Genomic DNA, 13816 nt, shown 5'->3' with positions numbered 1-13816 from the left:
AAAAAAGGTTTAAACTAGTGGAGGAAAATTATCCATCGTAGTTTAAGGAGGAACAATAACAAAATGGAGATTAGAGAAATCCAAGCAATCGAAGGGGCTAATGTCTATAGCCATCGCCCAATTATTCGAGCGATTGTGGATCTCCAAGAATGGACAGAACGATTTACAAATGAACTGGAGGATTTTCGCCATCGACTTGTCAACCATCTACCTACCTTGGAGGAGCACCATTGCTCACGGGGAAAAGTTGGCGGATTTTTAGAACGATTACAAGAGGGGACCCTTATTGGACATGTTATTGAACATGTAACTATAGAGCTTTTAACACAAGCAGGACAAACTATTAAATATGGAAAAACTATGGCTGTTTTAGATCAACCAGGTTGCTACGAGATCATATTCAATTACGAAGCTAAGGCAGGCGCCATTGAGGGTTTTAAACAGGGTTTTTTGCTTGTGAAGACTCTTTTAAATCAAGATTCTTTTAATGTATCACAAGCTGTTAATCAGATTAAAGATGTAATGAACAAAAATCAATTAGGGGTTTCGACTCAAGTCATTGTTGAAGCTTGCAAGGAACGAGGAATTCCAGTTCATCGTCTAAACGAGGGGAGCTTACTACAGTTAGGGTATGGTCGAAATCAACGACGGATCCAAGCGACAGTTACTGATGCAACATCAAGCATAGGTGTAGATATTGCTTGTGATAAAGAGATGACCAAAAAAATACTTAGCGAGGGCGGAGTCCCCGTCCCTTGTGGATATATCGTTCGAACGGAAGAGGAAGCTGTCGAAGCTTTTGAGGCTATGGAAACAACTGTAGTTATTAAACCGTTGCACGGAAACCAAGGTAAGGGAGTAACACTTCAGCTGACAAGTGCTGCAGAAGTCAGAGCTGCCTTTAAGGTAGCTCAAACCTATGGGGAATGGGTCATCGTTGAAGAATATATTGAGGGACAACATTACCGCTTAGTTGTGGTAGGAGATCGTCTTATTGCGGCTGCCAAGAGGGTTCCGGCTCATGTGATAGGAGATGGGAAATCCACTATTGAAGAATTAGTTGTGCAAACTAATACTGACCCCTTACGTGGAGATGATCATGAGAAGGTCTTAACAAAAATTAAGATTGATTCCGTAGTGCTTTTAAATTTAACTATTAGAAATTTAACCCTGTCTTCCGTTCCCGAAAAAGGTGAAATCGTGTATCTGAGAGATAGCGCCAATTTAAGTACGGGAGGCATTGCGGAGGATGTCACGGATCTTGTACATCCTGATAATGTTGATTTAGCAGTTCATGCCTCAAGGCTGATTGGGTTGGATATCGCAGGTATTGATTTAGTCATCGAGGATATTGAGGCTTCCTATCGCGAGAGAAGAGGACATATCATCGAGGTTAACGCTGCTCCTGGAATTCGTATGCATCATTTTCCTAGTAAGGGACAATCAAGGGATGTGGGTAAGGCGATTGTAGAGCAAGTAATACCTTCTGGAAATGGACGTATCCCGATTGTTGCGATCAGCGGGACAAATGGCAAAACAACCACCACTCGTATGATTAGCAAGCTGCTTTCAGATCAACAGCTTTTCGTAGGAATGACGTCAACGGATGGAATATATATTAATAAACAAATGTGGATAAGAGGGGATATGACAGGGCCGGAAAGTGCAAAGACTGTCTTAAGGCATCCTCAAGTTCAAGTTGCCGTCTTAGAGACAGCAAGAGGGGGTATATTACGATCTGGCCTAGGCTATGACTATGCTGATGTAGCAGTGATCACTAATGTTTCTAACGATCATCTGGGTCAATATGGAATTGAAACACTTGAAGATATTGCGCATGTTAAAAGTTTGATCGCTGAGGTTGTCATGCCGCATAGCTATGTGGTTTTAAATGCTGATGATCCTCATGTTGTTCAAATGGCCCAGCGTACCCAAGGAAGAGTTATCTTTTTCAGTACAGAAAAGGATAATATTCATATTCGCAAACACTTAGGAAAAGGGGGAACAGCAATCTTTGTGCGAAGGGGTACGATCTTGCTTTGTCAAGGTTCTCAAGTATTTAGGATCTGCTCAGTAAAACAAATCCCTGTGACCTGGGATGGAAAAGCTAGGCATAATATTCAAAATGCTTTAGCCGCCATCGCCTCAGGATGGGCATTAGGGCTAAGTGTAACTGCTATTCGAAATTCTCTCCAAGAGTTCTCATCAGATGCTGAACATAATCGCGGGCGTCTAAATTTATATGAAATTGATGGGGTACATGTGTTTGTAGACTATGGTCATAATGCGGCAGGAATTCGTGAGATCGCCAAAACCCTCAAAAGTTTCAATAAGAAAACTCTAGTAGGCTGTATTACTGTTCCAGGGGACCGGCCGGATGAAACAGTGCGTGAGGTAGGGAGGATCGCTGCTAAGGGGTTTCAGCGTTTGATTATTCGAGAGGATCATGATTTAAGAGGTCGTAAACCTGGAGAGATCGCCCAAATTCTTTATGAAGAGGCAATATCAGGGGGTATGGACCCTAAGAAGGTAACTATCGTACTTCCGGAGACAGAGGCCTTTTGTGCGGGACTAAACAGCTGTTCTCCAGGGGATACATTTGTCATGTTTTATGAGCACTTAGAGCCGATTGAAGAAGAAATTCGTAAGAGAATGGAATTGCAAAAGGCCTTGTCCTATATACCAGCTCAGAAAGACTGGGTCGTTGGCGGAGAGTTTTAAGACTTAGGTGTTGTAAGTAGAAAAGCCGGGAAAGAATTCGGCGTTAGAGGGGCGAGATCGATCTTCGCCCCTCTACGATTAACTAGGCTAAAAATAGGGGCAATTCATGAATTGCCCCTACCCGATTTTATATGAGATTTGCTCCATAAATGCTGGAACTCCTACTTGAAAATATGTATAATAAAAAGAAATACTGTGGCAATGTTCGGAAGAGGTAGTTAAAATGGAAGGAACTTTTCTTACAACGTTCGCAAATGCTAAGATTAATTTAGCCTTAGCCATTAAGGGAATTAGAGAAGATGGGTATCATGAGCTAGAAAGTGTTATGCAATCCATTGGGTTGCACGATATTGTTCGAGTTCGTCGTTCTGGGGAAAAGGTGGTATGTCGGTGCGGAGCATTAAGCGGCCCAGGAAATTTAGCCTATAAGGCAGCCGTCGAATTTTTAGATCAGTGTGGACAGACGGAGGGCATTGAAATTGAGATCGAGAAACATATTCCGATTCAGGCTGGTTTGGCTGGAGGGAGCACAGATGCGGCTGCAACACTTCGTTTATTAAATGAACTTTATGGAGAACCTTTAAGCAAGGATGAACTCCTTAAGCTTGCATGTAGATGTGGAACAGATGTTGCTTTCTGTCTTCGAGGTGGTACGATGTGGGCGACTGGTCGGGGCGAGCAATTAGAAGTATTGCCTACTGCACTGAAGTTGGATCTTGTCTTGATTAAACCAGAAGCCGGAGTAAACACGAGTGAAGCTTATCGGCAATTTGACTTAACAGGCCAGACAGGGAGTCTGATAAGAACGGAATGGGAAAAGGCTTTATCTGGAGATTCGGTACAGCGAATTGCAGAGCTATTATATAACGATCTTGAGCCAGCTTCGATTCAGATGGTTCCAGATATCCAACACTATAAACAGCTTTTACTTGATGCAGGGTGTTATGGAGCTTTGATGTCAGGCAGTGGTTCTAGTGTATTTGGAATTGCAGAAGGAGCTCAGCATGCTATGCATATAGCAGAAACGTTGAGAAAAAAGGGCTTAAAGTATGTTTATGCGACCACAACGGTCGTCAGTGAATACTAGATGAAAGGGGAAATTTTTGTGGGGAAACGATTACTACCGGTTATTCTTGATGGTTATAAACCATTGCGTGAGATTGTTTTTGAGTCTATGCGGGAGGCTATTTTGAGTGGAGTTTTACAACCGGGAGAGCGGTTGATGGAGATTCAGTTGGCTGAAGAAATGGGTGTTAGCCGAACGCCGGTTCGTGAAGCCATCCGGAAACTAGAACTCGAAAACTTTGTGGTTATGATTCCTCGAAAAGGGGCTTATGTTGCGGGGGTTTCCTCAAAAGACGTGGCAGATGTCTTTGAAATTCGGTCTGCTCTTGAAGGATTAGCAGCAGGACTTGCAGCAGAACGAATCACGGAGGATGAATTGGAGCAAATGGAACGAGTCTTATTTTATAGAGCTAATGAGGGGGAAATGGACCTAGAGCAAATAGTGAAGTCAGACACAGATTTCCACGCCTTAGTCTATAGTGCCAGCCGCAATGAACGGTTGATTCAGATCTTAGCCAATTTGCGAGAACAGATTCAACGTTTTCGGGCAACTTCACTAGCTGTTCCCGGACGAAATAAACTTGCAATTGAAGAACACAGAATGATTGTTGAGGCCTTAAGAAGGCATGATAGTGAGGAGGCCCAATCTCTAGCTATGGCACATATTGTGACAGCAGAGAATGTCATGTTCGATGCGCTTAGTGTAAAGAATGATCCGGACAAGGTGGATTAATAATTGTGGAGAAGATGAAAAGAGCGGAACGGATGGTAGCCATTACCCAAGTGCTGATGTTAAAACCGAATGTGCTGACTCCGTTGACGTTATTTGCAGAACAGTTTCGGACCGCTAAATCTACTATTAGTGAAGACTTGCTGGCAGTTAAGGGAAGTCTATTGCTATCAGGACACGGTCATCTGGAGACAATTTCCGGGGCGGCGGGAGGAGTTCGTTATATCCCTGAAATTTCCAAGGAAGAGGCTGCTCGAGTACTAAATAACTTAGCCGAGCGTCTGAACGATAAAGAGCGAATTCTTGCCGGGGGCTTTCTTTATATGACGGACTTATTATTTGATCCCTCGGTTTTACGACCCCTAGGTCTAATTTTTGCCGGTGCGTTTCGAGATAGAAAGCCTGATGTGGTGGTGACCATTGAAACCAAAGGCATTCCGCTTGCTCTTGTCACGGCCGAGGCTTTAGGGTTACCTATGGTGGTCATTCGAAGCGGCAACAAGGTGACAGAAGGTTCTTCTGTAAGTATCAATTATGTTTCGGGATCAGCACGCCGTATTCAAACTATGTCACTTTCTCGAAGAGCGTTAGAACCAAAGCAGCGAGTTCTTATTATTGACGATTTTATGAAGGCTGGTGGAACAGCTTTAGGTATCAAGAATTTAATGGAAGAATTTGAAGCAGATGTTGTTGGAATTGGGGTTTTAGTAGATTCTCAAATAACTGCAGAGCCTAAGCTTGTAGAAGGCTATTTATCTTTGTTACAGCTAAAGGAATTGAATCAGTCTTCTGGCAAAACCTCCGTAGTTCCAGTCTTTCATAATCTGAAGTAAAATAAAAAGTATATTTTTATCATTTATAAAATTTTCGTAATTTAGAGGCAGGATTTTTTTACCAAACAGAGAATAATATTATGAATAGGCCCGGAAAGTGGAAGGGTGGTGATTCATAATGAATATTACCGATGTGCGGGTTCGGAAGATTAATACTGAAGGAAAGATGAAAGCGGTCGTCTCGGTAACCTTTGATAATGCATTTGTCGTCCATGATGTCAAAGTTGTTGAAGGAATGAATGGTATTTTTGTTGCCATGCCCAGCCGTAAAACACCTGAAGGGGAATTTCGTGATATCGCCCACCCCATTTCAGCTGTGGCACGAGAAGTAATTCAAACTGCGGTTTTAAAAGCTTATCAAGAAGCTATTTGAATGCTTATTTTAGATAGTTTTAGACATGTTGAAGGGGACCTTGCTTGTTAGGTCTCCTTCAACATGTCTAAAAAATTAGAAATAAAAAAGGATTCTTGCCTAATTTGGCGAATAAACAATTTTTGAGGTAGTAAAATATGGATAGCGAAGTCTTAGTTGCACTTACGCCATTCGAAAGTTATACTTTTACGGGTATATAAAATTAGTAGAGGTTAAACTAAAGCTGGAGGCGAATTAGATTATGTCTAATTTGGTAGCGGTGATCATGGCGGCAGGAAAAGGGACAAGAATGAAATCTAAATTGCCGAAAGTCATGCATTCATTGGCTGGGAAAACTCTCATTGAGCATGTCTTAGATATGGTGGAGCAAGCCGGTGTTGAACGGCCTTTAGTTATTGTAGGACATGGACGTGAGTGTATAGAAGCCTGTATCAACAAACGAGCAGAGATTGTCGTGCAGACGGAACAGCTCGGCACTGGACATGCTGTCATGCAAGCAATGCCTTACTTTGAGGATGATCAGACCATTCTCGTCTTAAGCGGGGATCAGCCGTTGCTTAAAGCTGAGACACTAGACGCCCTCGTAAAATTGCACCAGGAACAAGGGGCTAGCGCCACAGTTCTGACAGCCTATCTGGATCAACCTTTTGGTTACGGTAGGATTATTAAAGACGGTGAGGATCTTGTCAAAATAGTTGAAGAGAAAGATGCTTCTTCAGATGAACGGAAGATCAAGGAAGTAAATTCTGGAACCTACTGTTTTAAAGGATCTGCACTCAGAGAGACTCTAACAAAAATCACCACCCAGAATGCGCAAGGGGAATACTACTTAACGGAAGTCTTTGATATTCTGCTTAAGCGTAAAGAAAAAATATTGACCTATTGTACTGTGAATACTCACGAAGCCTTCGGTATCAACAGTCGGGGTCAACTGGCTGAGGCTGAAAAAATTGTTCGTACTCGAATTCTAGAGCATTGGATGGCGGAAGGGGTTACGATCGTGGATCCAGCCTCTACCTTTATCGATGCAGACGTTGAACTCGAACAGGACGTTACAATATTACCGTTTACAAGGTTATCGGGGAAAACCCGTATTGAAGAGGATGCTGTCATCGGACCTCAGACCAGTCTGGAGAATTGTATCGTGGGTCGTGGCTCTGAAGTATTTAATAGTGTTGCCAGAGATGCGATGATTGGAGAACGTTGTCATATTGGACCCTTTAGCTATTTACGACCAGGTACGAAGTTAGGAGCTGAAGTTAAAGTAGGAGACTTCGTCGAAATTAAGAATAGTTGGATTGAAACGGGAGCAAAAGTACCCCATTTGAGTTATATTGGAGACACTCATGTCGGGAAATCTGCAAATATCGGAGCGGGTACTATTACTTGTAATTATGATGGATTAAAGAAACATCCTACTAAAATTGGCGATCATGCCTTCATCGGCAGTAATACGAATTTAGTTGCCCCGCTTGAAGTAGGGGAATATGCCGTTACGGGTGCAGGTTCTACCATTACGAAAAATGTTCCTGCAAAAGCATTGGCGGTTGAACGAAACCACCAAGTAATCAGGGAAAATTGGCATCGCGAAAAGATATAATAGGGGGCAAATATAGGCATGGCAGCAAAAGAATTTAAAATATTTTGTGGGAATGCTAATCGGCCATTGGCACAAGAAATTGTTGATTATCTAGGAGTACCGCTGGGTGAAGCAAAAATTAAGCGTTTCCAAGATGGGGAGACCTGTCTGGCTATAGATGAAAGTGTTCGAGGGGCGGATATTTATGTTGTTCAACCAACCTGCTATCCAACCAATGATAACATTATGGAGTTACTGATTATGATCGATGCCATTCGCAGGGCTTCAGCGCGACGTATAACTGCTGTAATGCCCTATTATGGCTATGCTCGTCAGGAACGTAAGACAAGGGCTCGTGATCCGATTACCGCTAAATTAATGGCAAACTTAATAACTACAGCAGGGGCAGATCGCGTAGTAACTATGGATCTACACGCTCCGGCGATTCAGGGGTTCTTTGATATTCCTCTTGATCACTTGCCCGGTGTCCCAATTCTGGCAGAATATTTTAGGGAGAAAGGACTAGATAATATCTGTGTTGTTTCTCCTGATTTAGGTGGAGTTACACGAGCGAGGGACCTGGCAGAACGGATCGGTGCTACCCTTGCTATTATAGATAAGCGTCGTCCGGAAGCGAATGTTTCAGAAATCATGCATGTTATTGGCGAACTGAAAGGCAAAACAGTTATTATGATCGATGATATTATCGATACTGCTGGAACAATCACTCAGGGCGCCCAAGCTCTTGTTGATCGGGGAGCAAAGGAAGTGTACGCTTGTTGTACTCATCCTGTCTTATCCGGACCAGCCATCGAGCGTTTAGAGAACTCTGTTATCCGAGAACTTGTTGTGACTAATACGATTCCATTAGGCAGGGAAAAAAGCATTCCCCAAATAAAGGTATTGTCTGTAGCGCCCCTTTTAGGTGAAGCTATTGTTCGAATCCACGAGGATCTTTCGGTCAGTAAACTCTTTAGTTGAAAAGACCCCCCTGGGTATTACCCCTGGGGGTCTTTGGTTGTAGGTGTTTCTGAAATGATCTGCTCAGCTGCCAGGATAGTCTCGGTTTCAGTTTCAGTCTCAGTTTCTGGAAAGATAACCGATGGTTTATCCTGTGCAGTGTGAGAATTAGTTTTTAAATTATCTTTTTTAAAGTAGCTGCTAATGGTATGGGTGGTTTCTGAAGCTAAATGGGATGTTGAGTGGATTAAACTCTTTAAGGATTCACTAAGCCCTTTATCAGATACGGTTAAAGCATTCTCACTTCCTTTTTGGGTTACGATAACGTCGTGTCCGATAGTCGTAACATAGTCTGAAGAAATCCATGCTTTGCCGTTTAGGAATCCTTCGAGTTTTCCTCCTGAAATCTCGATCTGAGTTATTTTTCCAGTACTTGGATCTACATAATATTCATTAGCCGTTCCTAGAGTTTTGCCAGTTTCGGTGACCATCTTTGTACCGATGATGGTCAGTTTTTCTTTGACCAAATCTAAAAGTTCAGGGAGACTTGAGCTTTTCTCGACATGAGATTCTTTGTTAATTGTGATGGCATCATCGCCAACACTAACAACTTTGGAATAGGGAATGATTCGCTGGTCCTTGAAAAAACCCTTTGGGTCCACCACGATTGCAGCAAGGGACTTTGTACCTGCATCCAGAATTAAACTTTTGACAAAACCAAGTTGCTGTCCTTCCTGGAGGGAAATGATTGGTAATGATAGGAATTTCCGGCTGGGTTTCATAGTTCACCCCCCTTAATCTTGAAATTTAGTTTAAGCCTGTGTCCAATGTTGGAGCTTTAGCGGAACGAGTTCTCTCGTTCCCTATTCTTAAAGAATGTATTCATGGTTTCCCTTGAATATGCTTTGGAGGAGATTTTCATGAAGGTTATTGTTGGTCTTGGTAACCCAGGGTCTCAATATGCAGAGACACGCCATAATATTGGTTTCTTGCTGGTAGATCTTCTGGCGGAGGTGCATAAACTCCAGTTTCGCCCTAAGTTTCAAGGTTTATTAGCAGAAGGGCAGATAGAAGGAGAACGGCTGTTTCTCTTAAAGCCTCAAACATATATGAATTTGAGCGGACGTTCAGTAGCTGAACTTGTTCATTTCTATAAAGTTGCTCAAGGGGATTTATTGATAGCTCAGGATGATATGGATTTACCCCTTGGCAAAATTCGTTTGCGTGATCAGGGAGGCGCAGGAGGACATAACGGGATTAAATCAATTCAAGCTGAGTTAGGAACGGATAAATTATGGAGACTGAAGTTGGGCGTTGGTCGTCCGCCAAAGGAGTGGGACCCTGCTCGTTATGTTCTTGCTCCCTTCGCAGAGGAAGAACTTTTATTGTTGGATGAGGTTTTAGGGCGTGGAGAAAAAGCAACCTATTTATGGATTAAAGAGGAATTTGAGCGTGCTATGAATCTATACCATAGATGAGTTAAGAGTATAACCTCCTAGGCTAGGGGTAATTCTACTAGTTAAGGGAGGTTATTGCGAGATGAAAATATTTAAGGTATGTCATACTTGTGATCGAATTATCGGAGAGATCGAGTTAGATGACTTGACCAACAACAGCACGGACCCTATAATGGATATCGTTGGAAATGTTGCATATGCACTATGCACAGACTGTGTACACGAAATGGAAACTGTACCTAGGAATGTATACCATTAATCACAGTTCTAGGGTTTATTTAATTGGGCCCCTTCTCGCTGTCACGGCACCTTGCCATCCTATGGCGGTGTTCTAACTCGAACATCCTTGTTCGAGTCAAGAACATCGTCTATAGGTCTTGGTGCTAGCCAAGTTTTCTAAATACTAAACAGAAAGTATAACGTTTCGTTACATACTTTCTGAAGCATAAGTGCAACTAAGGCTACCACCTTCGCTATCGCTTGGTGCTAGCCAAGTTTTCTAAATATCCGAAAGGATGAACATCATTTTGAGTAATATTCATACTTATCTTCGGCGGGGGCTTGATCTAAAAGAGATTGATCAGTCCTTAAGCCATGGGGAATGGCCCCAAATGATTTACGATTTAACAGGAAGCCAAAAAGCTGCCTTTGTTGCTCAGCTTTTACAAAAATCCAGACCGGGTTTAATCTTGACCTATTCGGAAGAGCAGGCTCAAAAGTGGGCGAATGATTTACGGACATGGTGTCCTCATCAAACCATTTTGCATTTGCCTACAACGGAATGGCTCCCTTTTGAAATATTGGGACGAAGCCGGGAAACAACCTCGGAAAGGATTAGGGTATTAAGTGAACTGGCTCTGAACCCGGAATGTACAGTAGTGGCTTCTGTCCTCGCTGTGGAACGACGATTATTTCCGGCCGAACGATGGAAAGAATTCACCTTAACATTTGAAGCAGGGCATAGATATAACTTATCCGAAGTTCTTTCGTCATTAACAACCAGTGGATATGAACGAATCGAAACGGTTGAGGGGCATGGTCAGTTTGCCTTAAGGGGAGGGATTTTAGACATTGCCCCTTTAGATGGAGAGGCAGTGCGAATTGAGTTTTTCGATGATGAAGTTGATTCCATACGGACCTTTGATCTAGGAACTCAGAAATCGATTCGTTCCCAGAATAAGGTCTCTATTTCCCCTGCCATGGAATATATCGTAACAAAAGAGGAGTTGGGAGAACTCCGCTTTGCTATTAGGGCTGAGGCTCGCAAAACCATCGGTCGTCTTCAACGTTCAGGGAGAAACGAAGCGGCTGAACACCTGCAAAACAAAGTAGATTTTATAGTAGAACGACTAGAGCAAGGGATTTTAGATGAAAACATCTATCCTTTTTTAAGCCTTATAAATATTCCTCTCGTTCCATTTTTCTCATACCTTTCCAAGGAGCGTTATGTAATTTTGGATGAGCCTCTACGCCTGAAGGAGCAGTTAGAGTTTGAGGCTAATGAACGTTTACTGGACTTTACGCAACAACTTGAACGCGGTGAAGGGTTTGTTCATCCTGAGTCACAGTTTATTGCCTACGAGGAGTTATCAAAGCAGGAGGGACGAAATCCCTTGATTGGACTTTCTACGCTGTTGAGGCAGGCTCCTGGGCTCTCTCCAAAGCGAATCTTTAACTTACACGCTCGTCCTTTAACAGGCTTTATGGGAAAAACAAGTAAATTGGTGGACGAGATTGTGCACCGTAAAGATGCTGGGAACGTAGTGGCACTATTTGTTGGGGATGAGGAACATGCCTTACGTTTGATTCAGGGCTTGAAGGACCGTGGAGTGACAGCAACTCGTAAAGATCTTAAAGATTCCATTGAGGAAGGGCATGTCTACGTCTATCCGTTTTCCATTGACCATGGCTTTGAGCTGCCCCTTGGCAAACTAGTCGTTCTCACTGAAACAGAGATTTATAAACGCGAGAGCAAGGCAGTTGTCAAAAAAACTAGTACACCTGCCCCAAAAAATGTGTTTATTTCCGATCTCAAACAAGGAGACTTTGTGGTACATGTCCACCATGGGATAGGACAATTTACAGGTATTGAACGTCTGGAAGTAGGGGGTATCGCTAAGGACTATTTTGGAATTCGCTATGCAGGAGAAGACCGACTTTATGTTCCCTTAGATCAACTTCATCTTCTGCAAAAATATTTAGGTAGTGCCGGTGAAACTCTGCCAAAGCTTTATAAACTTGGGGGATCCGAGTGGCACAAGGTAAAGAGGAAAACACGCAGTGCTGTCAAGGAAATGGCTATTGATTTAGTAAAGCTCTATGCTCAGAGAGAGGCCATTAAAGGGTATGCATTTTCTCAAGATAATGTGTGGCAGAATGAGTTTGAGGAAAAGTTCCCATATGTTGAAACTCCTGATCAACTTCAGAGTATTGCAGATGTGAAAGCAGATATGATGCGCTCACGTCCCATGGATCGCCTACTTTGTGGAGATGTGGGATATGGCAAAACGGAGGTTGCACTTCGTGCAGCATTTAAAGCAGTGATGGATAGTAAGCAAGTGGCTGTTCTTGTTCCTACGACTATTTTAGCTCAACAACATTTTAATACCTTCAAAGAACGGTTTATTGGATATCCGATTACCATTGAAATGATGAGCCGCTTCCGTTCTCAAAAGGAGCAAAAGGAAATCATAAAGGGTCTTAAGGAAGGGCGAATTGATGTCATTGTAGGGACACACCGGATCCTCTCCGAAGCAGTCAAATTCCATGATTTAGGCCTGTTAGTCATCGACGAGGAACAGCGGTTTGGGGTTGCCCATAAAGAAAAATTAAAAACGTTGAAGGGGAATGTCGATGTACTAACATTGTCGGCTACACCGATCCCCAGAACCTTACATATGTCGTTAGTGGGTGTCCGGGATATGAGTGTCATTGAGACTCCTCCAGAAGGGCGCTATCCTGTGCAAACCTACGTTACAGAATTCAGGGCAGATGTGGTACGAGAGGCAATACGGCGAGAGATTCAACGCGGGGGGCAAGTGTTTTATGTGCATAATCGGGTTGAGGACATGGACCAGGTCACTAACTTCTTAAGTCAATTGGTTCCGGAAGCTAAGTTTGGAGTTGCCCATGGGCAGATGCGCGAAAGAGAATTAGAGAGGGTTATGCTTGATTTTCTCGAACATGAGATGGATGTGTTAATATCCACTACGATCATTGAAACAGGTTTAGATATGCCTAATGCTAATACGCTGATTATTGATGAAGCTGATCGTTTTGGGTTGTCGCAGCTCTATCAATTACGTGGGCGAGTAGGAAGGTCAAATCGTAAAGCTTTTACATATCTTTTGTATAAACCCCAAAAAGTTCTTACGGAAATTGCCGAAAAACGTTTAGCAGCAATACGGGAGTTTACTGAATTTGGAGCAGGGTTTAAGATTGCTATGCGTGATTTGGAAATTCGTGGCGCTGGAAATTTAATAGGGGCTCAACAGCACGGACATTTAGCTGCAGTAGGATTTGAAATGTACAGTCAAATGCTTAAGGAAGCGGTTCAGGAACTTCGGGGAGAAAAAGTCGAAGAGGTTGTCGAACCGAGCATTGAGCTTCAAATTGACGCTTTCCTGGCAGATTCCTATGTAGCGGATAGTCAAACTAAGGCGACATTATACCAGAGGCTTGCTATGGTAAGGAATGAAGAACAGCTTAGTGAGATGGTAGACGAATTAGTGGATCGCTTCGGAACTCCGCCGCGAGAGGTTGAACACCTGATTGAGATCATCCGCCTCAAATTACTTGCGAGTTCGTTGAAAATTGAACAGATTCAACAATTAAAACAAAATGTAAGTATTCGTTTCTTGGCAGATACGGATTTTATAACGGGAGAGAAACTGATGTCTTTAGCATCTGCTTGTCCTTATCCGTTGGCCTTTAAAACCATGCAAAATGGAAATCTAGAGTGCAAGATTCGCATTCGTACCCTAGGTCAAGAAGCGGTGATTGAGGCAGTTCGCCGAGTGCTCTCGACATTTTGCGACATTGCTTCAAGACCAACTCCTTGATATACTATTCTCATGTCAAATCGAAAGGGTGTGTCTA

The 13816-nt window shown here is 42.9% G+C and carries 11 protein-coding genes; 10 read left to right on the top strand and 1 reads right to left on the bottom strand.

Annotated elements, in window-relative coordinates:
• Positions 1 to 63: 63 nt before the first annotated feature.
• The 7 genes from cphA to HGJ98_RS15450 all read left to right on the top strand — a co-directional run bounded on the left by cphA (position 64) and on the right by HGJ98_RS15450 (position 8282).
• Positions 64 to 2721 (top strand): cyanophycin synthetase, encoded by a 2658-nt coding sequence (cphA, locus tag HGJ98_RS15480; RefSeq protein ID WP_291352430.1) that lies wholly within the window; start codon positions 64 to 66, stop codon positions 2719 to 2721.
• Between the two features lie 223 nt (positions 2722 to 2944).
• Positions 2945 to 3808, top strand: coding sequence for a 4-(cytidine 5'-diphospho)-2-C-methyl-D-erythritol kinase (gene ispE / locus HGJ98_RS15475; RefSeq protein WP_291352428.1), 864 nt, complete (start codon positions 2945 to 2947; stop codon positions 3806 to 3808).
• An 18-nt stretch (positions 3809 to 3826) separates the two neighbouring features.
• Positions 3827 to 4519, top strand: coding sequence for a GntR family transcriptional regulator (locus tag HGJ98_RS15470; protein ID WP_291352426.1), 693 nt, complete (start codon positions 3827 to 3829; stop codon positions 4517 to 4519).
• Positions 4520 to 4524: 5 nt separating this feature from the next.
• A complete protein-coding gene (gene purR, locus HGJ98_RS15465; RefSeq protein WP_291352424.1) occupies positions 4525 to 5349 on the top strand; it encodes a pur operon repressor in 825 nt (274 codons plus the stop codon).
• A 118-nt stretch (positions 5350 to 5467) separates the two neighbouring features.
• Positions 5468 to 5722: a septation regulator SpoVG gene (spoVG, locus tag HGJ98_RS15460; protein ID WP_007777981.1), complete on the top strand. Its 255-nt coding sequence runs from the start codon at positions 5468 to 5470 to the stop codon at positions 5720 to 5722.
• Between the two features lie 241 nt (positions 5723 to 5963).
• Positions 5964 to 7322, top strand: coding sequence for a bifunctional UDP-N-acetylglucosamine diphosphorylase/glucosamine-1-phosphate N-acetyltransferase GlmU (gene glmU / locus HGJ98_RS15455; RefSeq protein WP_291352423.1), 1359 nt, complete (start codon positions 5964 to 5966; stop codon positions 7320 to 7322).
• Positions 7323 to 7340: 18 nt separating this feature from the next.
• Entirely contained in the window at positions 7341 to 8282 is a 942-nt protein-coding gene (locus HGJ98_RS15450) for a ribose-phosphate pyrophosphokinase (RefSeq protein ID WP_291352422.1), read from the top strand.
• Between the two features lie 17 nt (positions 8283 to 8299).
• Here the strand turns inward: HGJ98_RS15450 and HGJ98_RS15445 are convergent, their stop codons facing one another.
• The gene (locus HGJ98_RS15445) at positions 8300 to 9043 is read right to left on the bottom strand and encodes a PRC-barrel domain-containing protein (protein ID WP_291352420.1); all 744 of its coding nucleotides are present in this window, start codon (positions 9041 to 9043) and stop codon (positions 8300 to 8302) included.
• Between the two features lie 138 nt (positions 9044 to 9181).
• Between HGJ98_RS15445 and pth the strand changes: the two genes are divergently transcribed.
• From pth to mfd, 3 genes are all read left to right on the top strand, one after another.
• Positions 9182 to 9739 (top strand): aminoacyl-tRNA hydrolase, encoded by a 558-nt coding sequence (pth, locus tag HGJ98_RS15440; RefSeq protein ID WP_291352418.1) that lies wholly within the window; start codon positions 9182 to 9184, stop codon positions 9737 to 9739.
• Positions 9740 to 9800: 61 nt separating this feature from the next.
• Positions 9801 to 9977, top strand: coding sequence for a hypothetical protein (locus HGJ98_RS15435; protein ID WP_291352416.1), 177 nt, complete (start codon positions 9801 to 9803; stop codon positions 9975 to 9977).
• Between the two features lie 256 nt (positions 9978 to 10233).
• Positions 10234 to 13779, top strand: coding sequence for a transcription-repair coupling factor (gene mfd / locus HGJ98_RS15430; protein WP_291352414.1), 3546 nt, complete (start codon positions 10234 to 10236; stop codon positions 13777 to 13779).
• Positions 13780 to 13816: the final 37 nt, after the last annotated feature.

The sequence above is a fragment of the Desulfosporosinus sp. genome, from assembly GCF_014237355.1.
Classification (GTDB): Bacteria; Bacillota; Desulfitobacteriia; order Desulfitobacteriales; family Desulfitobacteriaceae; genus Desulfosporosinus.
The sequence above is the reverse complement of the archived record's forward strand: the minus strand, read 5'-3'. Positions and strand labels throughout refer to the sequence as shown.